We start from the raw sequence: 22450 nt of genomic DNA on the forward strand, positions 1-22450 counted from the left end.
TTCTCACTCGTCCTTTCATCTTCATGAAAAGACATAGTGAGAGATAGAGAAAATTTATCGATATACAGGAACATATCCTTTGATTTGCTGGGCAAATTGTCTCAGTACATCAAGACCTGATTCTTCTGCTTGCCGACACCATTGCTGGAGCGCTTCAATTAGCTCTTTCTGAGTAGATGCCGTCTTCAACCAAATACCTTGTAATGATTGCTTGTAAGCATACACAATACGCAATTGTTCGCGAGCTTCTAACAAATTGGATAAACGAATTTTTGCTTTATTGTTCAAGAGGCAATTCTCACGTCGCAATAAACTTCCAGCACGGGCAAAAAGTTTCTTTTCTTCTTTGTTTTCAACGTGATTATGCTTTTCTTGTTTCAGAATGGGTCTAATCACACTCTTGTAATAATTAGACATTACTTGAAAGCGATTCGAGATCACTGCTTTAACTGTATCTAAATCTACTTGCAACTTGCCTTTTTCCATAGCCAGTTTTGGTGGTAATTTTTTAACTTTAGCAAGACCTAAAAAGGAAAGAATACGAATATACATCCAACCGATATCAAACTCCCACCATTTAACTGAGAATTTGGCTGAAGAAGCGAAAGTATGATGATTGTTATGTAACTCTTCTCCACCTATCCAAAAACCCCAGGGAAAAATATTCCTTGCAGCATCTGGACATTCAAAATTTCTATATCCCCAATGGTGACCGATTCCATTAATGACTCCAGCCGCATGAAATGGTATCCACATCATTTGAATTGCCCAAATCGTAATGCCAGGAACACCAAATAAGAATAAATCGATGAGCAACATGAGCAAAATTCCCTTGGCAGAATGAGGAGAGTAAACTTTTCGCTCAAGCCAATCGGTTGGGGTACCATGAGAGTATTTAGCAACCATTTCTTTATCTTTACGAGCTACTTTATAAAGTTCAGCTCCTTCCCAAAATACTTTTTTGATACCAAAAACTACGGGACTATGGGGATCTCCCTCAACATCTGAGGATGCATGATGTTTACGATGAATAGCAACCCAATCTGCGGTGACCATTCCAGTCGTTAACCACAGCCACAAGCGGAAAAAATGACTGACGATAGGATGCAATGTCATCGCTCGATGTGTTTGATTGCGATGAAGATATAGTGTTACTGCTGCGATAGTAATTTGCGTCATAATCAATGTTGCAATCACATATCCCCAAAAAGACAGGTTTAAATAACCAAAAACCATAATAGCTCCACTTCAAATGCAAAAATGCAATTTAAGAAAAAACTCATCCTTTAGTTTGGGTACCCCCATTTAAGAATTCCAGAAAATCCTTATATCATGTTAAGGATAACACAATTTTACTCTTTACGTTGCAACATTTCATTATGTAGCCGATAATTAATAGATAATAATATAGGAATTATGTTATGAACGATAAATTTTCCCTAGGAAAAATTTTTGAGAATTTAGTGCCTTTCTTAATAGCCGGAGTTGCTATTGCACTATTCTTTGGACTGCTGTTTATGTTTTCCTATGTTTTGATTTGGGGCCTTCTCATTGGTGGTATTCTTTGGATAATCGCCACAATAAAACAATACCTATTTCCAAACAGCTCGGCTAAAACAGAAATAACTACGAAAAGTAAGGGCCGAATCATTGACCATGACGATCAAAAATAATGCCCGAGTTACCTGAGGTTGAGACAACAAAAGAAGGAATTAAACCTCATCTAGAAGGACAAACAATCGAAGGGGTTACGGTGCGTAATTCTAAACTTCGCATCCCTGTTCCTAACAATTTAGATCAATTGTGTGCTGGCAAAAAAATAGTCGGAGTTTCTCGTAGAGCAAAATACATTCTGATTCATCTCTCAAAAGGATATCTGTTAATTCATCTCGGAATGTCAGGGCATCTACGCATAGTAGAAGCTCACAGTGAACCCGAGAAACATGATCACATCCTATTGACGTTGACCAATGGCCTTATGCTTCGTCTGTGCGATCCCAGGCGTTTTGGTTTGTTTCTTTATATCGATGAAAATCCCTATCAACACCAACTACTTGCTCATTTAGGCCCTGAACCCCTTTCTGATGAATTTAATGGACATTACTTAGTTCAAAGAGCCAATAATAAAAATAAACCCATCAAATCATTGATTATGGATAATGAAATTGTAGTAGGTGTTGGAAATATTTATGCAACTGAAAGCCTTTTTTTAGCCAATATTCACCCGGCGACCCCTGCGAAAATGCTTTCTGAATCAAAGTGTCATGCACTTACAACACAAATTAAAGAAGTACTCAAACAGGCCATATTAAGCGGGGGAACTACGCTCCGTGATTTTTATGCTTTTGATGGCAAACCAGGTTATTTCAGTATGTCACTCAAAGTATATGGTCGAAAAAATCAACCCTGCTTGCTTTGCCAACACCCTATAGAGTCACTCATAATTGCTGGGCGTAATTCTTTTTTTTGCCCCAATTGTCAAAATTAATTTTCAGCGGGCATACAGCACTAAACGGCAACTATGCATCTTGAAAAGCATGCCTTGGAGTCTGCTCATTCTATAACTCAATTGCCCAATACTTGATTTTAAATTAACATACAATTGCTTAATTTTATTGAGGTTTTGTATGTTGCGTTTAAAATTAGCAAGACATATCGTCCGACAATATCAAGAAAAAGGAAAAATTCATCTTCCTGATTTCATTATTTACGATTTCGATGAAGAGGAATACAAAACATTTTGGCGAGACATTAAATCGTATCCACGGCAAAGATTATACACAGATGGTATCGACATTTTCCGCGTTAGTTGGTTTCGAACTATTTTTGAATCATTTAAAGGTTGGTTAGGCTTTGAAAATCATTGCCACCCTAATCGAATTGAAATGACTTTAGCTAAGGTCGCCTATACAGGCTATATCAAAGGCTTCAAATCAGTGGAGTTGAATAAAAGTAAGGATGGATTCCCAATCTCTAAACGTTTTATAACATTAACCCACTCACCAAGAACAAATCAAACATCTAGTGATCTGCAGAGATTACTAATGGGTTATTTCATCACTCATTCACACGCCTTTCCAGAGCTCAATGCATCCATTCGGGAAAGTTACCCTTTTGGGCAAATCCTGGTACAAGAATATTTAGCTTATTTAATTCCCTCAATTGACCCTCAAAATAACCAAATAATTAAGGATGCAATTAGCCAAATTCTTTATTATGGACACCGCGTCAGTAAAACACATTGTTTTCAATCCAGTCCCTTTGCTGAAGCCTATGCACAAGCGTTGGCTGCTAAACGTCAATATCAGGAAGCATTAGAATGGTCTCCAGAAGTCAAAAATAAGTTTAAAAAACCGTTTATTGATTATTATTTAGCTCAGGAACAATTTGATCCACAAGCATTAAAAATTGCAGTTGAACTGATTGCTGCATTATCTTTATCACCCAATATGAGCGATCAAGAACAAGCTGTTGAATACATCAAAGCTAATTTTGACGATGAAGAACAAGCAGTCTATTTAATACCCTATCCCAAATTACGTACCCAAGTTGCTAAATCTTTTATAAGTGATGCTAAAAGGGAAAAAAGCAAATGGGGGATTACCAAGTTTCTCACTGGAAATCAAACCATTGAGTGTTTAGCCCAAGCCGTCAGACTTGAACCCCAAATTCTGGATCAAGACGATTCAGTGGAGGACCTCATAATAAAAGAAGAATGGACTTTATATCAATTTGACTGCGCCCTGGAAAATAACCGTTTTGACGACGCAGATACTCTATATACAAATAATCCTGACTTTAAATTTAATAAAAATGGGCTTGAACGCTTACGAGAACATTATTTCGCTCAATTTAAGGCAAATGAATTACAAATAGAAGAAACATTACGAAGTCAAAAGCCTGAAGCAGCGGCACAAATAGCCGCAGAGCAAATAATCCTGGCTTCAAAAATAGCGCGTATCAAACCCCATGATTTTCTGGTCATGGAAGCAACCATAGCTTATGCATCGACTCTTTTAGCAATTGATGAACTCATACACTGTGTAAAAGAATCCGATCGAGCCCAATTGAATAAAGCACAACGTCAACTTAATGAATACCTATTCCTTAATGGCAACAGTGCACTAATACAAGTTTATAATAAATTAGTACTACGAAAAATTGATTGTTTAATTGCACGACTTGGTGTCCCTATTGATTATAACGATCATTTAAGTACGCGAATCGACTTCCTTAAAGAACACACAAACGAAGTAGACGAATTGAAAAAGGAACTCAAAGCTTTTATTGCTCTTAATGAGTCAAAATCAAAAGAAATGCGCCAAATGCTGGCAAAAATGTATTATTTATTGGCTGATGCCCTTGTTTATTTTGAGGAGAAAAAACAAGAATCCATTCCTTACTTCAAAAAAGCGAGTGAATGTATGCCTGAAAATCTTTATTATAAACTACGCTACCTTGAGATCATTGAAGATGAACGAAGACATGAGGCAAGAAGAAAAGTAGGGGATATTGGTCATTTACATGAAACTCATTACCGCAATTACATGCTCGAACGTTGGAGTGAGGACAAAATCATGTCCTCTGGTTTTGACATTCATATGGTTTCTCCCAACGATTCATTTTTCAACTCTATAGGTAGGGCAATAGGATTTTACTAAAATTACATTATAACGAGGATACTTATAGCGAGATTATATTCTTACCTAAAAAACTATCTGGGCAAGCGAATCAACTTGCGCTATATTACCGCTAATTTACTTAACCCTAACGCTAATGAAAATAAATCAATTCCGAACGGCATGGATTCTTTGTAAGATCATATTTTATACGGCATTAACCAGTACGCGCTGTCTTTTTAAATATTTTTTTAGCACCATAAACCGTCAGTGGACGGATAAAGCATTACACCATTGGATTGATCAATTGCTGAATGCAGTACAAGTAGAGCATAAAGTGATAAACCCTTTTAACACTCAACCGCAACCTGGAAAAGCGACGATTATTATGTGCAATCATTCCAGTGCTTATGATATTCCTCTTGCATTTAAAGCATTCCCTAGTCACTCCATTCGCATGCTATCAAAAAAAGAACTCGCAAAAATCCCCTTAATGGGACAAGCAATGAAAGCAGCAGAATTTCCTTTTATTGACCGAAAAAATAGATATCAAGCCGTTAAAGACCTGGCATTTGCGAAGCAATTAATGGAAAGTGGTATTGTCATGTGGATTGCTCCCGAAGGCACTCGCTCCAAAGATGGAACACTCGGCTCGTTTAAAAAGGGCGGATTTATCACTGCAATTCAGTCCAAGGCAACAATTATCCCTATAGGCATACGTGGTGCTAATAATATTTTACCCGCACGCACATTTAATTTTCATTTAAAACAAAAAGCTGAAATACATATAGGTAAACCAATTGATGCATCACAATATACTCTTGAAAACAAAGAAGAACTAATTCAGCAGACTTTTGATGTAATTAAAGAGCTGGTTGGAGAAAATCCATCTAACTAATATAGTTGTAGCCTGGGAGAAACACAGCGAAACCCGGGACCTGGATTTCTCGAGTCCTACTACGCTTCACCCCGAAAATATTACTGAGTGACTAGAACCTTACTCCATATCCACTTGGTGTATTCACTATGGAAGCTGCCAATCCTATAGCCCTCGGATCCGATGCCGCAGTTAAAATATTGGATTTTTTATCCCAGGTAATTGCTTGCATATCACCATAATTTCGTCCTAACTGCATTAAATTGTACCCCATGGCTTTTAATCCTTCCTGTATTGATGGGGGTAAAGCATCAGGTTCAATCTGTATGACATCGGGTAAATACTGATGATGAAAACGCATCGCTGAGACCATACTAATTGCACCGTACGCATCATGAAACACCAATGATGCAATTAACACCATAGTAGGAATACGACTACCACCAGGAGTTCCCAAAATTGCTACACGTCCCGGTAATTCAAGAAAAGTGGGCGTCATACTGGATAATGGCCTTTTACCAGGCGCAATTGCATTTTGATCTGCGCCAACAAGACCAAAAACATTTTCTTCGCCAACTTTACTCGAAAAATCATCCATTTCATCATTCAGCAACACACCTGTTCCGTCAGCTACCACACTGGAGCCAAAAATAAAATTTATGGATAGAGTCGCAGCAACACGATTCCCCTCGGCATCAATAATTGAAAAATGAGTTGTGTGCGTACGCGCCTTTTGTTTCTCTTGATGATTATTCGTTTGCCCTTGCAACACAGAACTGGCAATTGCTTTATTTGGAGGAATTAACGTACTTAACTGCTTTCCATTTTCTGCAGAAAGTAACTTTTCAACAGGAATCGTGACAAAATCAGGATCCCCTAGAAACCGCTCACGCTGCCAATAGGCCAGACGCATAGACTCAACTAAGTAATGTACCCATTGAACTTTTGAGAATGATGACAGAGAATAATGAGACAAGATATTCAGCATGGTCAATAAGGCGACCCCCCCTGCTGAAGGTAGAGGAGCAGTAATAATGAGCATATTATGATACGCCCCAATCAAAGGCTCTCTGACTTTGATGCGATATTTAGCCAAATCCTCAGGCGTCCAAATACCTCCTGCAGCATTCACCCCTTTTACTAAACGTTCTGCAACTTCTCCGGCATAAAATCCTTGCTCTCCTTTTTCTGCAATGAGTTTTAAGGTGTTCGCTAAATCCTTTTGAATTAACCGTTCCCCAATGAGATAAGGACGACCATTATTCAAGAAAATCTTAGCCGTAGATGGATATTTTTTGATTTGCTCTAATCGATCTTCATTCTTTAAAAATGAACTTAGTTGTTTATCAACCAAAAATCCTTCTTGTGCAATCTTAATGGCAGGAGCCAATGTTTTTGTTAAGGGTAATCGCCCATAGTTTTTAGCAATATATACTAATGCCGCAGGCTCCCCCGGAATTGCTGCAGCCAAACCGCCATTTAGGGATAATCCTGGTATTACGCTACCATCTGGTGCTAGATACATGTCTTTTTTCGCAGCCAGGGGTGCAATCTCTCTTCCATCGATAAAAATGTTCTTATGCTGATTTTCTTGATGCAAAAGCCAAAATCCACCGCCACCTAGACCTGAGTGATATGGTTCAACTACGGCTAATACTGCTGATACAGCCACTGCAGCATCAAAAGCGTTTCCACCACTTGCTAAAATTTCAAGTCCTGCATTAGTTGCTAATGGATTTGCACTGGCTATAGCATAGCCCGGCGGAAGAATGTTATTTTGTTTGGCAAAAGTATTTGTGAGATAAAACAATAAATTAATGCTGATTGTAATTAGGAAAAGTACTTTAACTATCCAACGTTCCATGATCATCCTGTCTCTTTTGGAGTTCCCTTACGACACAAGAAGGAACGAACTGAGAAATATCTCCATTTAAAATCGCAATTTCACGCACCAGAGTAGAAGAAATATACATAAAATTTTCTGATGGTGTTAAAAATATTGTTTCTATTTGCTTGGATAATTTTCGGTTCATTCCAGCCAATTGAAATTCATATTCAAAATCAGAAACTGCACGTAAACCGCGTAAGATAATTCCCGCATTCTGCTCTATTACAAAATCGATTAAAAGATTATCAAATCCAACTACACGAACTCCTGGTAAATCTGCTACAGCCTCTTCTACGAGTTGAATCCTTGTTTCCAATGGTAAAAAAGGGCGTTTTGCTTTATTGCTTGCCACAGCAACAATGGTGTCGGGAAAAATCTTGGTTGCCCGACGAATAATATCGACATGCCCATTGGTAACTGGATCAAACGTACCAGGATAAATTGCTTTTAATTTCATGTTAATTAAGACTGATTGCATATGCGAACAGTCTAGCGTATTGTTAATTGAAAAACTACAAAAATGGACTTGAGGTGATAAATGAAAAGTATGAAACAATTAATAATAATTCCCATCTTCTTACTAACTGCCTGTGCGCCCCCCCGCCCTGCAACAGAATTGCCTGAAAACAAAGTGATGCCTGTAGAACAACGTAAAGCAAAAACAGCAACTGTTTCGTCCTGGGAAATTCGCGGTGCTATGGCTGCAAAAAATAAAAGCAAAGGTTGGTCGGCTACTATGAATTGGAAACAAAGCGGCCCTAGTGCTTATCAAATTCGTCTCATGGGTCCTTTAGGCGGTGGCACGGTCCTCATTGACAAAAAAGGAGATACCGTTACATTCCAAGATGGACCTAAAAAGATAACATCACACAATGCCGATGAGCTATTACTTGAACAAACTGGAATCAGACTTCCGGTAAATAACCTTTATTATTGGGTGAGAGGCCTACCTGCTCCAGGCCCTGTTCAAGCAGAGCATCGCGATGATTACAATCATCTGGTCGAATTAAAACAAAATGGCTATACAATTAATTTCACCAAATATACTTCGGTTAAAGGGATTGATCTGCCAAGTATGATTCGTCTCGAAGGAAACGGAGTAATGATCAAAGTAGTGATTCAAAACTGGACAGTGTAAATCCAGGTGCGCGTTTGAATTGAGGCAAAGCGAAGTTTAGGATGTTCTTCCTAAATTTCGCTTTACTTGTTCGATTGCATATGACATTCTTTCCACAATGTCAACTCATACTCTCACTTAAAAATACAAAAAATTATTGCTTTCAAAGTTGACATGTTCCCAAAACCACTGCAAAATACGCAACACATTTGCAGGGAAGAGCGCATTTTATAACGGATGATTGTAAGAATCTGCAAATTTTAGGGGTGTCGCCAAGCGGTAAGGCACAGGGTTTTGATCCCTGCATACCTAGGTTCGAATCCTAGCACCCCTGCCACATTCTTGTTGATTCAAGTAAACAGACAGCAGAAGATAACCTGGAAGGATGCGTCTTGTAATGCTCAAATAATAATAATATCTTTTTGGCTGTCTTCTGCTATGTGTTTAAGTTAAGTGATTAACCTAAATCTAAAGGCTTTTTACACATGTCCACAATGATGATTTTTGCCGGAAACGCAAATCCGGAGTTAGCTCAACAAATCTCTTCTCATTTGAAAATACCTATTGGCCAAGCAACTGTTGGTACGTTTAGCGATGGGGAAACAATGATCGAGATTTTAGAAAATGTCCGCGGAAGAGACGTTTTTATTATCCAATCCACCTGTGCTCCAGCAAATAATAATCTGATGGAACTCCTTACAATGGCTGATGCGCTAAGAAGATCTTCTGCGTCGCGTATCACGGCCGTAGTTCCTTATTTTGGTTATGCACGTCAGGATCGTAGAGTTCGCTCCGCGCGTGTGCCAATTACAGCTAAAGTTGTTGCTGATATGATGGCATCGGTAGGTATTTGTAGAGTGCTTACTGTAGATCTACACGCAGATCAAATCCAGGGCTTTTTCTATATGCCCGTCGACAACGTGTATGCGACTCCGATACTTCTCGAAGATATTCAAAAACAGAATCTGAAAAATATGATGGTCGTTTCTCCTGATGTAGGAGGCGTTGTCAGAGCCCGAGCGGTCGCAAAACGTCTTGATCATGCAGATTTATGTATTATCGATAAACGTCGTAGTGGCCCTAATAAATCTGAAGTAATGCACATTATCGGTGAACCAAAAAATAAAAACTGCATTATCGTTGATGACATTGTTGATACCGCAGGAACTCTGTGCTCTGCAGCGCATGAACTTAAGAAAAATGGCGCCCACAGTGTTAGAGCCTACATTACTCACCCGGTTTTATCTGGCCCTGCAGTCAATAATATTAAAAACTCCGGACTTGATGAAATTGTAGTAACAGATACTATTCCTTTGTCTGATGAAGCACGTCAATGTGAAAAAATTCGCGTTGTAAGTTTATCTGATATGCTGGCTCAGGCAATTAAACGGGTTAACATCGAAGAGTCGGTAAGCTCCATGTTTGCTGAATAAATTTGTAGTTTGGGTGAAAGTCGCTGTCGTATAAAGGTTCCTAATAGAACACCTCGATTACGCTGCGATTCATCCAGGCTGCGCTAAAATCAGGCATCCTATTCCCACTATTCATACCCAATGCAACGATGCATGTTGAACCAGATTTTCATCAGAAAACAGTAAAAAAAAGGAGCTACCAAGCTCCTCTTTTCACTATAAATTTCAGTTAGTCGCGAGTACCAACATATTTATCATCGAAATATCGACGTAGTTTAGTTCTCAAAGTTCCACGACTAATCCCCAGCATAATTGCTGCTCGAGATTGATTGTATTTACAATGTTCCATTACTGCACGGAACAATGGTGTTTCAATCTCTTCAAGTACAAATTGGTATAAGTCAACAGGATCAGTTCCCTTAAGCTCTGAAAAATATTTTTGCACTGAAAGAGTTACGCTTTCGGCTAGAGAAGCGGTGTTATCCACTACTTCATTACTGATTGTTGTCATTATTATTAGCTCCTCCTTTTAAAAACAGTATATTACCGAAACAAGCCCATTGAGACAAGGGCAGATCAGAAAAATCTGTATTAAAAATCAATGTAGAATGTTCAATTTAAGCTCAACAAGTTCTTATAAGAAGTAGGTTGTTTTATACACCCTACTCCTTACAAAATTACTTCAGTTGCATCCTAGAATTTCATCATTGAAGGATCGTAAGGTTTGCCATTAATAGTGAATTTACCTTGGTCTAAACTCACTTCAATTACATAATCCGTACCTTGAACTGTAATTAGCCCACTTTGCTGTAATGCAGTTAGTTGTTTATTAGTTTGCATTTCAGCTAATTGCTCAGGGGTAAGAACAGGTTGAGTTGCTTGGCCTCCAGCTTGGTTTGCTTGGTTTGCTTGGAGTTGTTGGGTTAAGGTTTGTTGCAAATCAGGTTTTTTAGAAATTTGTTGCATCACTGATTGCTTCATAACCGCCTTTACAGCTTCTGCAGGAATTTGCAACTTCGCTTTCCCTTGAATCTTTTGCATCATTTCAAATGGGTTAGCATTTTCACCTTTAGGCAAAGTTACAAAAAGATTACCTTCGATTTGTCCTTGAGGAATCTTTAGGCTAAGTTTAGAAATTTCAAACTCTGCACCCTTGTTAAATAATTTAGGTAGCTCAGGAAGAAGAGCAAGCATTGCTTGTTGGCGTTGGATGTCATTGCCATTTTGCATGGCTGTTGTTTGTTGATTAATTTTAGCCAACACATCCGCGTCAAGATTTCTTAAAGCAACATCCAATTCACCTGGACCATAATTTTGCCCGTTTGCTAATACTGATTTTAAAGCCAGGTTAAAATGAGTATTAAACAGGTGTTGTTCAATATCGCTATCTGACTTGATGATAAGATCATTCAGAGCAAACATTTTTTGTTCTTTTACAAAAACATCAAAAGAAGGAAGAGAGAAATTTGCATCACCCAAATACAAGCCGGCAGGTGTTTCATGTAAATCATAATCACTAGATACCTGGCTTAACGTAATTCGAGTATCTTCTTTAGTAGCATTTAAACCATCCAAAACAATTTTACCCGCAACTTTACTCATTCCAGAAGACATCGTGGTTTTTGAATCCATTCCTAGCCATTCAAGAACACCGGAACCATCTTTTGCAATTAATTTAAAATCAGGAACGTTGAATTCCACTGTACTTTCATTAAGGTAATTAACAAAAATACTTAAATCTAACTGTGGCTTTACAGAGTTTGGAGTAAATTGAGCTTCGAATTGTTGCGTGTATTCTGCTGGAAATGGAAAAACGGCCTCACCATAACCTAATCCAAAACGTAATCGTTTATTGGCATAAATAAACGGACCATGATGGATTGTTAATGGCATCTCCATGCTATAGTCTTGGGCAGGAAGAGTTTTAGATTGTCCATTTTCATCTTGTACTACACGCTCGGGAATATGCAGGCGCCATTTAATTTGAGCTTCGGAGTTAAATAATCCTTTGTTGTATTGCTGAATTTCAGCATATAGTCCATTAGACTGGTCAATTACTTGTACATTCTTTCTGATTGTTCGTTCGGTAAGAACGCCCATACCATAATACCCGCCTAGAATTAGAACGGCCAGGATAATGACTAATCCTGTAAATTTTTTCATTCTCATCTCCATGTTATTAATTCGCATGCAAAACTGCAGCTGAAAGTATAACAGTAAATAACATCAGAGTGCGATAAGCTTATAAAAAAACAGTTGCAACTATTTTCTTATGAATAAGTAAAATTTCAGGCACTTAGGCATGGTTTATTGGCTTGCAGTATGTTTCCTTCACAGTAAATGCCAACACGAGTGCGATTATGGAACAAACCGGTAGCAACTTCAAACCTGCTTGGAAATCAGACAGTAATAACGTTTCGACGTTATAAGCACGGGCCCCAGATACCATGTCTACCAATCGACCAACTAAAGGCTGTAATGACGCCCCTACAAAAATTGATATCATGTTGGTAAATGCAATAGAAGTCCCTATCACCTTTCTGTCATGGATCTCGGTGGAAACGGCGTAGGCAATAGCAACACCTGTATTGGTCAAACCAAAAAGGAAGAATAGTAAATAAGCTGAGTTTTGACTTAAAGTCGGACTAAATACATATAAGGATGTAAAAATGACACCAAATAATGCAGATAGAATCATTAAAGGTTTACGTCGTCCCATCTTGTCTGAAAGCCAACCGGATAAAGGACCACTAATACCCCAGCCGATAAAAATTAATCCCGTAGCAAATGCAGCTGCATGAGCACCTAATCCCCTACCAAATTGTAGATATGCAGGACCAATTGCCTCGCCAATAACAGCTGTTGGGCCAAATAAAAATCCAGCATATAACGCATTCAGCCAAGTTTGTCTGCATGATAATATAATTTTTAAACTCTGGAGAATACTGAGCTGATTTACAGAGCGAATCTCGCTTCGATGCTCACCAGGTTTATCTTGTATAAATTGATATAATAAAGCTGCAAGTGCAATGAACAGAAAAGCAATAATCAACATACTGTGACGCCAGCCCACATTAGTGACTAAAAATGAAACAGGAGCTTCTCCAGCCGCAGCACCCAGCATTCCTAAAGCCTGTGTTAAACCTGCAAGTAAACCCAGCATTGTGGGAGGAAACCAAGATGTTGCCAATCTGAGAGAACAAACAAAAGCAAAGGCAGCGCTAAAACCTATAAGCATCCTACCTATTGAACCCATAAACAGGCTATCTGCAAGACCAAAAACACAACAACCAAAAGCCGTAACCAATGACATCACGGTGAGCAACCAACGTATGCTTAAGCGGTCTACAGTAAGTCCTACCGGAATCTGCATAAGGATGTAAGGAATATAAAATGATGCAGTCAATATACCAAAACCTGCTTCGTTAATTCCGAAATCAATTTGTAAGTAACGATGCATTACTCCAGGGGCAACACGAGCCATATAATCAGAAAAATAGAATGCAGCAGCCAATCCCCATACTAACCAAGCAAATCCTAAATTATTTTTACCGGTATAAATTTCTACTCTTGACTCATGTATTTTGTTCATAAACTCTCTACGCTAATAAGATCCTAATTGGCTTTGAAGGGTTACAACGCACACATCAAAAAACAATCCCAGGATAAAGATTGTCAGCATTTCATTGATCGACTCAATTTTATATCGTGAGGTATATAAAATGAAAAAAACTAAAAATATTTATCCAAAAAATGAGCAATAAATCTGTAAAACAAAACCTACATTATACTGCTGTTGTCATTTATTTCAACACATAGTTTGATTTCATTTTCATAGGTACAGAAAATGGTTATAATTATCGTGCTCTATCTATATGGTATATAATATCCCTAGTATCGCTATATATACACTAATTTCGGTTATTTTCAAACCAAAGTGCGACAATATCGTTCAAAAATATAAAACTAAGGCTTAAAATGAATGCTCTTAACCTTGCAATTAAAGAAGCTCTTGAAGCAGCTGGAAATACTAAAGAAGCAAATAAAGCTTATCTTGAATTTATTAAAGCCAACTTCATTATCCCTGTAGAACAAAGTTTAAATGACGACCAACCCAGGGTTTTATTTTTGCAAGAGGAAGAACATATCTTCCTTCCTGTGTTTACTGAAATGAGCTATCTTGATGCATGGGCTGGTGATATTGCGCAGGAAATTAATTTGCTCAAATTATCTGGTGTGGACTTACTTAAGGGACTTGGTGAGAATGTGACCATATGTCTCAATATAGGGAGTGCTATTTATAAGGAATTTAATCCCTCTGAAACTGCGCGAATGCGGTCTATGGTTCTAAAATTTTTCAAAAATTAACATAAAGTTCGTCTACCCTCCCCCAAATAGAAGAAGAATGTAGTTGGGTGCGCCATACGACATGAGCGTTTGATTATCTTAAGGAGTTAGCGATGAGCAAGCTCCTGATCTATCAGTTTAATTTGCTTACAATGATTGTACCTACTACTGGAGATTTTCTCACTGTGTTCGGAATGACGTATCCGCGTGAGTTCGGAATAATCCACCCCAGCCAACCACGCCATCCTTAGGGTTGCAGCGAAGGATCTCCTGATTTTTTGCTCAGACACCTTCTGGAGATCCCTCTCGCGTGCGGGATGACGTATCGAGGGTGAAGGTAACATATAGAATTATGCTACCAACTCAAACAATTGATATCCGACGATTGCAGAAGCTGCGATTGCACCGCTAATTTCAATCACTAGTGATAAAAAGCCATGCTTATGACCATACTCTTTATCATTTGCAGCCACTTCTTCGTTTGCAGTCAATTCTTCATTTTCTAAAGCATTCAATTCAAATAAAGGATCTTCACCCTCAATTGCATCCCACCATCCTTCTAACCAGTGTTCTGCTTGTTGGGTCCCTTCTCGAAATGGATTATCCTCTTCCGCTACTTCAGCCAGTGCACATTCGTATCCAAATGCGTAACTGTCTTCATAGCTTGGATGTTCAACATTAAAACGTAATTTAATATGTGGTAGTAAGGCTGTTATGTCGTTCATGATTATACCCTCTATTTATTCGCACAGTATTTACCTTTAACACTGCTAATAATTTCTACACTTAAGACAATTTTACGACTTTATATTAACGCTTATTTACCAAATAAAAACATTTACTAATTCTTGACAAATTTTGTTATAGCTTGGAAAAAATAACTTCAGAATCAATTTGGGTTTTATAATTCTATATTATATAAAGCAATAATCGGGCCAAGTTTATTTGTATCTTTAAAAAACAGAAAAAATAGAGTAAGTACAGAAAGAGGGATAAAATATAAATTTGTGGCAGAACTTAACTTTTTGCCGGCAAATTTTGCCGCTAGTACATGTTCTTACTATGGTGCTAAACGATGAAACGCCCAGCGCCCATTTTTTAGATAATAATGAATTCTATCGTGCAAACGGTTATCACGTCCTTGCCAAAACTCGATTTCATCAGGAATAACCATGTAGCCTCCCCAGAAGGTGGGGCGTAATACAGGTTCTTGTCCATGTTTTTGAATTAACTCATTTAGGGCTTTCTCTAATGCCTCCCTTCCCTCAATCGCATGACTTTGTGGAGAAACAATCGCACTGAATTGGCTTTTGATTGGTCTTGTAGAAAAATAAAGATCTGATTGTTCTTTATCAATCGATTTGATTTGACCACGAATACGCACTTGTCTAGCCATTTGTGGCCAGTAAAAATTAAGTGCTACATATGGGTTGTCTTGGATCTGCTTTGCTTTTTTACTTTGATAATTTGTATAAAAAACAAAGTTCCCCCCCTCTAATCCTTTTAACAAAACGACTCGAGAATCTGGAAAACCTTGATTATCTACGGTAGAAAGCACCATAGCCGTAGGATCATTTTTTTCATTTTTTAAAACATCTTCAAACCAAAGCTTAAATTGAACAATTGGATCTTCAGGAAGTGATTGTTCATCTAAATTGAGCTCTCCATACTCTCGTCTTATATCAGCAATGCTTCGAAAATTTGTCATGAAGTACCATATAAAAAATTAGGTTAGTGAAAGTCACCAGCGATATTGATAGTAATTCAGTATGCCTGGGTTATGGATATACCTTAACCCAGGCTATGTCCAAATAAATTACCAGCCAGTAACTTCGGCAATTGCATCACCTAAATCAGCAGGTGAGCGTACTGTTCTTACGCCTGCTGCTTCTAAAGCGGCGTATTTTTCAGCTGCAGTCCCTTTGCCACCAGAAATAATTGCACCAGCATGCCCCATACGTTTTCCAGCAGGAGCTGTTACGCCGGCAATATAGGAAACTACAGGTTTGCTCACATGCGATTTAATATATTCTGCAGCTTCTTCTTCTGCAGAGCCGCCGATTTCACCCACCATGATAATCGCTTCGGTTTTAGGATCTTGTTCAAATAAAGCTAAAGCATCGATGAAACTGGTTCCAGGAATCGGATCACCGCCTATACCAATACAGGTACTTTGGCCAAAGCCTTTATCGGTGGTTTGTTTTACTGCTTCATAAGTTAAAGTTCCAGAACGTGAAACAATACCTACTTTACCAGGTAAATGAATTGAGCCAGGCATAATTCCAATTTTGCATTCGCCTGGGGTAATAATTCCTGGGCAATTGGGTCCGATCAAACGGGCCTGAGTATTATTTTCTAAATAGACCTTGACTTGTAACATATCCAATACGGGAACACCCTCTGTGATACAAACAATTAATTGAATGCCTGCATCTGCGGCTTCTAAAATAGAATCCTTACAGAATGGTGCTGGAACGTAAATCACGCTCGCTTCCGCTTGGGTTTCTTCAACAGCTTCACGCATGGTATTAAATACCGGTAACCCTAAATGCTTTTGTCCACCTTTACCTGGTGTCACACCACCAACCATACGTGTGCCATAAGCAATCGCTTGTTCTGAATGATAAGTTCCTTGCTTTCCAGTAAACCCCTGACACAATACCTTAGTATTTTTATTAACCAATACACTCATTGTTAACCTCGAAATTTAGTAATTAAGCAACAGCTGCCACAATCTTTTTCGCAGCATCAGTTAAACTGGTTGCAGCAATCACATTTAAATCACTTTTATTTAAAATATCAGCACCTAGTTGTGCGTTATTACCTTCAAGACGTACCACCACAGGAATTTTTACATCGACTTCTTTCACTGCAGCCAAAATACCATCGGCAATGAGATCACAACGAACGATACCACCAAAAATATTGACCAAAATACCTTTGACTTTGTCATCAGAGACAATAATTTTCAGTGCCTCACTTACTCGTTCCTTAGTCGCGCCACCTCCAACATCTAGGAAGTTAGCTGGCTCACCACCGTGAAGCTTAATCACGTCCATGGTCGCCATCGCCAGGCCAGCACCATTCACCATGCAGCCAATAGTACCATCTAAAGGAATATAATTTAGCTCCCAGTCGCTAGCACGATTTTCGCGCTCATCTTCTTGAGTTGTATCGCGCATGCCTTTTAATTTGGGCTGACGGTATAATGCGTTGCCATCAATATTAATTTTCCCATCCAAACAAATTAATTGTTCTTGTTTTGTTACTACCAAAGGATTGATCTCTAATAAGCTCAGATCACAATCAACAAACATTTTACCCAAGCCCATCATTAAATGAGTAAATTGCTTAATTTGCTCGTCTTTGAGGCCTAATTTAAATCCAACCTCACGGCATTGAAATGGCATGACACCAACTAATGGATCCACAATTACTTTAAATATTTTTTCGGGCGTTTCTTCAGCTACTTTTTCTATTTCTACACCACCTTCCGTAGAGGCCATGAATACGACACGGCGTGTAGCACGATCAACAACCGCTCCAAGATATAATTCTCTGTCAATATCACATGTTTCCTCAATTAGAACTGCATTAACTGGCTGTCCATGAGCATCCGTTTGATACGTAACTAAGCGAGTACCTAATAATGCTTTGACTGCTGCAGCTAATTCATCTTTATTCGATACCAATTTCACACCACCAGCTTTTCCTCTCCCTCCAGCGTGGACTTGGGCTTTAACAACCCAACGAGCGGTAGACAACTGTGAAGCAACTTGCATTGCATCTTCAACGCTGTAAGCGACTTCACCGTTTGGTACGGGTAAGTTGTAGCTAGCAAATAATTGTTTGGCCTGGTATTCATGTAAATTCATTGCGATTACCTTTCTAAAAAAGCAAAATCCGTCGCTAGACATAAATGTTAATTTATGCATCATATCCCGGGTAAGAATAGGGTCAACCGTGGGATGTACTTAGATAAATTTAAAACCCCTGGGTTCCAGCTGCGCCTTCACCCAGGTACATTCATGCGCTAATGCGAATTTCGCTGTTACATTTCATTAAACATTAAGCAAAAGACGAGCAGGATCTTCCAATAACTCTTTCACACTTACCAAAAACTGTACGGAATCTTTACCGTCAATCAATCGATGATCATACGATAGAGCCACATACATCATAGGACGAATCACGATTTGTCCTTTTTCCACTACAGGTCTATCCTCAATTTTGTGCATTCCCAAAATTCCTGTTTGGGGTGGATTAATGATCGGAGTTGCCAATAAAGAACCAAATACACCACCATTCGTAATGGTAAAGGTTCCTCCTTGCATATCTTCCATAGCTAATTTACCCTCTCTAGCCTTTTTTGCAGCGTCATTAATTGCCAATTCAATATCAGCCATACTCATCTGATCCGCATCACGAATTACAGGTACGACCAATCCCCTCTCTGTAGAGACAGCAATCCCAATATCATAAAAGCCATGATAGACCACGTCCTGACCATCAATAGAGGCATTCACTGCAGGGAAACGCTTTAATGACTCAACAACTGCTTTGGTGAAAAAAGACATAAATCCAAGTTTTACGCCATGTTTTTTCTCAAAACTGTCTTTATATTGAGCGCGCATATCCATAACTGCTTTCAAATTGACTTCATTAAAAGTTGTCAACATCGCTGCATTATGCTGAGCTTCCAATAAACGCTCCGCGATTTTAGCTCTTAAACGGGTCATTGGAACGCGACGTTCTTCACGTAAGCCCATAGGTGCTTTTGGTGCTTGCTCTTTCCCGCTTTCTTTAGATTTAGATGTTTTTTCTCTACTCGATTCTATATAAGCCAGAACATCTTCTTTAGTAATACGACCATCCTTCCCACTACCTTGGATTTGCCCAGGTTGAAGGTCATGTTCTGCCATCATCCGTCGAACTACAGGACTGGTTGACTTATCTTCTTTCGCACTTACTTCATCACGTTCAGACTGTTCACTCGCCTTCGATGCATCAGCTTTTTCTTCTTTTTTGTCTTCTTTAATATCAGATCCAGCACCCGCTTTTATTTTGGCAAGCAATTGGCCAGAACGAACTGTGTCACCCTCTTGAAACATTATTTCAGCCAGTATTCCGTCAGCAGGAGCTGGAACTTCCAGTACGACTTTGTCTGTTTCTAGATCGAGTAAATTCTCATCACGGGTAACTTTATCACCTACTTTTTTATGCCACGCAGCTACAGTTGCATCAGCAACCGACTCAGGCAAAACAGGTACTTTGACTTCAATAGACATGGTTATACCTTCTTATTTTATATTAAATTCGTTAACACATTGTAGTCTGGGTAAAAAGCAAAGCCGTACCCCAGACTACGATAAACTTACAATCAGTCCAATAAAGCTTGCTCTACTAAAGCTTGTTGTTCTTTTGCATGCAGAGCAGGGCTTCCTGCAGCAGGTGCCGCAGCAAACTCTCTTCCGGCATAATGCAAGGTTTGTCCAGGAAGCAAACAATCTATAATATTATGTTGAGAAGAGAACCAGACTCCTTGATTCTGCGGTTCTTCCTGACACCAAATAATCTTCTGGGCCTGAGGATATTTATTTAGCTCCGTCATAAGTGCTTTTTTAGGGAACGGATATAATTGCTCAATTCGCACCAACGCAATATGGTTTAATTCTTTATCACGACGCATTTGCAGCAAATCATAATAAACCTTTCCACAGCACAGTACCACTTTTGTAACTTTTTGTGCATTAATTGCATCAATTTCCGGAATAATAGTGTGAAACTTACCTTTGAATAAATCGTCCAAGGGAGAGACTGCTAATTTATGACGCAGAAGACTCTTGGGTGTCATAACAATCAATGGCTTACGGAAATTACGGATAACCTGTCTTCTTAATAAATGGAAGATCTGGGCTGGAGTAGTTGGCGTACAAACTTGCATATTATGTTGCGCGCAAAGCTGCATGTAACGCTCCAAACGAGCAGATGAATGTTCTGGGCCCTGTCCTTCATATCCATGCGGTAATAACATGACTAAACCACATAAACGGCCCCATTTTTGCTCACCCGAACTGATGAACTGATCGATAACCACTTGCGCACCATTGGCGAAATCACCGAACTGAGCTTCCCAAAGCACCAAGAAATTTGGTGCAGAGGCAGCAAACCCATATTCGAACGCCAATACCGCTTCTTCAGAAAGTACTGAATCGATGACAGAAAAAGGTCGGTCCAATTCATTAGTTATTTGTTCCAAAGGAGTAAACGTTTCTCCAGTTTCAGCATCATGCAGGACAGCATGACGATGAGCAAAAGTTCCTCTTCCAGAATCCTGACCAGACAAGCGTACTCCATAACCTTCTTGGACTAAACTGGCATATGCCATAATTTCAGCATAACCCCAGTTCATCGGTAAGTCACCGGCTGTCATTTTATCACGATCATTTAATAAACGTTGAACCACCGGATGTAATGAAAAGCCTTTTGGTAATTCGTTTAAGATTTTAGCTAATTTTTGTAAGTTTTCTTTTTTGATGGTGGTATCTACTTTATCTGTCCATTTTGCATTCTGATAAGGGGTCCAATCCACTGCATATTTACCTTCATAATCACCATGAACCAAATCCACAACCGCTTTACCCTGATCCAGAGTATCACGATATGCATCTACTAATTTTTCAGCATCTTTACTGGTCAGCAAACCTTCTTGCATCAGTTGCTCGGCATACATTTCACGCAGGGGACGCATGGATTTAATTTTGCGATACATGGCAGGTTGAGTGACTGCAGGTTCATCTGCCTCATTATGCCCATGTCGCCGATAACAAACGAGATCCACTACGACATCTCGTTTAAATTTCATTCTGAAATCAAATGCAAGCTTAGTCGCGAATACTACTGCTTCAGGGTCATCACCATTCACATGTAAAACAGGTGCCTGAACCATTTTGGCTACGTCAGTACAATATAACGTAGAACGTGCATCTAAAGGATTGCTGGTAGTAAAGCCTATTTGGTTATTAATAACAATGTGAACGGTACCACCAGTACAATAACCACGTGCCTGGGAAAAGTTAAACGTTTCCATCACGACGCCCTGACCGGCAAATGCAGCATCCCCATGTATAACGATAGGAACCACTTTTTCTTTTTTATTCAGATCACTACGTCGACCTAAACGAGAACGTACAGAACCCTCTACTACTGGGCCAATAATTTCTAAGTGTGAGGGGTTAAAAGCCAAAGCAAGATGTACTACTGAACCCGAATTTGTTCTTATATCTGAAGAAAATCCTAAATGATATTTCACATCTCCAGTACGTTCATATTTTATTTTTCCTTCAAACTCTTGGAACAGTTGATTAGGTTCTTTACCTAATACATTCACCAAGACATTTAAACGACCTCGATGTGCCATACCGATAACTATTTCTTTAACATTATCTTTACCAGCACACTCAATAATTTCTTTCATCATGGGAATTAATGAATCGCCCCCTTCAAGAGAGAATCGCTTTTGCCCCACATAACGTGTACCTAAATAACGCTCTAAACCGTCTGCAGCAATTAAGTCTTTTAAAATTTGCATTTTTTTTGCTGCATCTAATTTTAGTCGACCGCGTACAGACTCCATTCGTTCTTGTAGCCATTCTATTTCTTCAGTATTAGAAATATGCATATATTCAATACCAATACTGCTGCAATACGTTTCGCGCAACGCTTGATATATTTCATCCAGAGTCATTTCTGGACCATTAAACGTAGTACCTGCAAAAAACTTACGGTTTCTATCGACATCAGATAAGTGGTGATGCTCCAATTCCAATGCAGGCAACGGAGTACGCTCTGTCATTTCCAGGGGGTCAAGTTTGGCTGCATGATGGCCCAATGCCCGATAAGCATTAATCAAATCTGCAATCCGAAATTGTTGGCTGTCTGAAGCTTGGACTACAGGGATGGCTTTTTTATCTGCATTCTGCAAAAAATAATCGCGAATCTCTCTATGTGAGAATTCTTTTTCGGTACTGTTAACCTTAGGCAAAGCACTAAAAACCGCTCGCCAATCGGATGAAACCGAACTCGGGTCAGCAAGATAATCTTCATAAAGACTATCAACATAAGCCATACTTCCGCCAGATAAATAGGAAGAAGCCCATTCTTTTTGCAGATCGGAACTGCTCATTTTCT

Annotated in this window: 20 protein-coding genes and 1 tRNA gene; 9 read left to right on the top strand and 12 right to left on the bottom strand. The window is 39.0% G+C overall.

Annotation, left to right across the window (positions count from 1 at the left end; all coding sequences use genetic code 11):
* Positions 1-54: 54 nt before the first annotated feature.
* Positions 55-1236: a DesA family fatty acid desaturase gene (locus tag ACWTEW_RS35560; protein WP_454782709.1), complete on the bottom strand. Its 1182-nt coding sequence runs from the start codon at positions 1234-1236 to the stop codon at positions 55-57.
* 185 nt (positions 1237-1421) lie between these two features.
* Here ACWTEW_RS35560 and ACWTEW_RS35565 point away from each other — a divergent pair, with 185 nt between their 5' ends.
* The 4 genes from ACWTEW_RS35565 to ACWTEW_RS35580 all read left to right on the top strand — a co-directional run bounded on the left by ACWTEW_RS35565 (position 1422) and on the right by ACWTEW_RS35580 (position 5517).
* Complete coding sequence (locus ACWTEW_RS35565; RefSeq protein ID WP_454782710.1) at positions 1422-1673, top strand: hypothetical protein; 252 nt, start codon at positions 1422-1424, stop codon at positions 1671-1673.
* Positions 1673-2488 (top strand): bifunctional DNA-formamidopyrimidine glycosylase/DNA-(apurinic or apyrimidinic site) lyase, encoded by an 816-nt coding sequence (gene mutM / locus ACWTEW_RS35570; protein WP_454782711.1) that lies wholly within the window; start codon positions 1673-1675, stop codon positions 2486-2488. The genes ACWTEW_RS35565 and mutM overlap by 1 nt, the downstream gene beginning before the upstream one ends.
* 139 nt (positions 2489-2627) lie before the next feature.
* Positions 2628-4661, top strand: a complete 2034-nt coding sequence (locus tag ACWTEW_RS35575; RefSeq protein WP_454782712.1) for a hypothetical protein — start codon at positions 2628-2630, stop codon at positions 4659-4661.
* 115 nt (positions 4662-4776) lie between these two features.
* Positions 4777-5517 carry a lysophospholipid acyltransferase family protein gene (locus ACWTEW_RS35580; protein WP_454782713.1) on the top strand — a complete coding sequence of 247 codons (741 nt, stop codon included), beginning with the start codon at positions 4777-4779 and terminating at the stop codon, positions 5515-5517.
* Positions 5518-5608: 91 nt separating this feature from the next.
* On the opposite strand, the gene ggt is transcribed toward ACWTEW_RS35580, so the two are convergent.
* Positions 5609-7360, bottom strand: coding sequence for a gamma-glutamyltransferase (ggt, locus tag ACWTEW_RS35585; RefSeq protein WP_454782714.1), 1752 nt, complete (start codon positions 7358-7360; stop codon positions 5609-5611).
* Positions 7341-7862 (bottom strand): pantetheine-phosphate adenylyltransferase, encoded by a 522-nt coding sequence (gene coaD, locus ACWTEW_RS35590; protein WP_454782715.1) that lies wholly within the window; start codon positions 7860-7862, stop codon positions 7341-7343. The genes ggt and coaD overlap by 20 nt, the downstream gene beginning before the upstream one ends.
* Before the next feature lie 60 nt (positions 7863-7922).
* On the opposite strand from coaD, the gene lolB reads away from it, so the two are divergent.
* From lolB to ACWTEW_RS35605, 3 genes are all read left to right on the top strand, one after another.
* A complete protein-coding gene (gene lolB / locus ACWTEW_RS35595) occupies positions 7923-8522 on the top strand; it encodes a lipoprotein insertase outer membrane protein LolB (protein WP_454782716.1) in 600 nt (199 codons plus the stop codon).
* A gap of 241 nt (positions 8523-8763) precedes the next feature.
* Positions 8764-8838, top strand: a tRNA-Gln gene (locus ACWTEW_RS35600).
* A gap of 148 nt (positions 8839-8986) precedes the next feature.
* On the top strand, positions 8987-9934 hold the full coding sequence (locus tag ACWTEW_RS35605) for a ribose-phosphate pyrophosphokinase (RefSeq protein ID WP_454782717.1): 948 nt from the start codon (positions 8987-8989) through the stop codon (positions 9932-9934).
* Positions 9935-10142: 208 nt separating this feature from the next.
* Here ACWTEW_RS35605 and ACWTEW_RS35610 read toward each other — a convergent pair whose 3' ends face one another.
* The 3 genes from ACWTEW_RS35610 to ACWTEW_RS35620 form a co-directional block, all read right to left on the bottom strand.
* Complete coding sequence (locus tag ACWTEW_RS35610) at positions 10143-10424, bottom strand: helix-turn-helix domain-containing protein (protein WP_003633193.1); 282 nt, start codon at positions 10422-10424, stop codon at positions 10143-10145.
* Positions 10425-10606: 182 nt separating this feature from the next.
* Positions 10607-12076 carry a YdgA family protein gene (locus tag ACWTEW_RS35615; RefSeq protein ID WP_454782718.1) on the bottom strand — a complete coding sequence of 490 codons (1470 nt, stop codon included), beginning with the start codon at positions 12074-12076 and terminating at the stop codon, positions 10607-10609.
* A gap of 133 nt (positions 12077-12209) precedes the next feature.
* Positions 12210-13505, bottom strand: a complete 1296-nt coding sequence (locus ACWTEW_RS35620) for an MFS transporter (RefSeq protein ID WP_454782719.1) — start codon at positions 13503-13505, stop codon at positions 12210-12212.
* A 386-nt stretch (positions 13506-13891) separates the two neighbouring features.
* On the opposite strand from ACWTEW_RS35620, the gene ACWTEW_RS35625 reads away from it, so the two are divergent.
* Together ACWTEW_RS35625 and ACWTEW_RS35630 are read left to right on the top strand one after the other, a co-directional pair.
* Complete coding sequence (locus ACWTEW_RS35625) at positions 13892-14281, top strand: SseB family protein (protein WP_454782720.1); 390 nt, start codon at positions 13892-13894, stop codon at positions 14279-14281.
* Positions 14282-14373: 92 nt separating this feature from the next.
* Entirely contained in the window at positions 14374-14511 is a 138-nt protein-coding gene (locus tag ACWTEW_RS35630; RefSeq protein WP_454782721.1) for a hypothetical protein, read from the top strand.
* A 99-nt stretch (positions 14512-14610) separates the two neighbouring features.
* Here the strand turns inward: ACWTEW_RS35630 and ACWTEW_RS35635 are convergent, their stop codons facing one another.
* The 6 genes from ACWTEW_RS35635 to ACWTEW_RS35660 all read right to left on the bottom strand — a co-directional run bounded on the left by ACWTEW_RS35635 (position 14611) and on the right by ACWTEW_RS35660 (position 22445).
* Positions 14611-14985 (bottom strand): transmission trait enhancer LetE, encoded by a 375-nt coding sequence (locus ACWTEW_RS35635; protein ID WP_454782722.1) that lies wholly within the window; start codon positions 14983-14985, stop codon positions 14611-14613.
* A 335-nt stretch (positions 14986-15320) separates the two neighbouring features.
* Complete coding sequence (pdxH, locus tag ACWTEW_RS35640; protein WP_454782723.1) at positions 15321-15968, bottom strand: pyridoxamine 5'-phosphate oxidase; 648 nt, start codon at positions 15966-15968, stop codon at positions 15321-15323.
* Between the two features lie 108 nt (positions 15969-16076).
* Positions 16077-16952, bottom strand: a complete 876-nt coding sequence (gene sucD / locus ACWTEW_RS35645) for a succinate--CoA ligase subunit alpha (protein ID WP_454782724.1) — start codon at positions 16950-16952, stop codon at positions 16077-16079.
* 22 nt (positions 16953-16974) lie between these two features.
* A complete protein-coding gene (gene sucC, locus ACWTEW_RS35650) occupies positions 16975-18135 on the bottom strand; it encodes an ADP-forming succinate--CoA ligase subunit beta (RefSeq protein ID WP_454782725.1) in 1161 nt (386 codons plus the stop codon).
* Between the two features lie 186 nt (positions 18136-18321).
* Positions 18322-19548 carry a 2-oxoglutarate dehydrogenase complex dihydrolipoyllysine-residue succinyltransferase gene (odhB, locus tag ACWTEW_RS35655; RefSeq protein WP_454782726.1) on the bottom strand — a complete coding sequence of 409 codons (1227 nt, stop codon included), beginning with the start codon at positions 19546-19548 and terminating at the stop codon, positions 18322-18324.
* Positions 19549-19640: 92 nt separating this feature from the next.
* Positions 19641-22445, bottom strand: a complete 2805-nt coding sequence (locus tag ACWTEW_RS35660; protein ID WP_454782800.1) for a 2-oxoglutarate dehydrogenase E1 component — start codon at positions 22443-22445, stop codon at positions 19641-19643.
* Positions 22446-22450: the final 5 nt, after the last annotated feature.

This window comes from Legionella stuttgartensis, assembly GCF_977063405.2.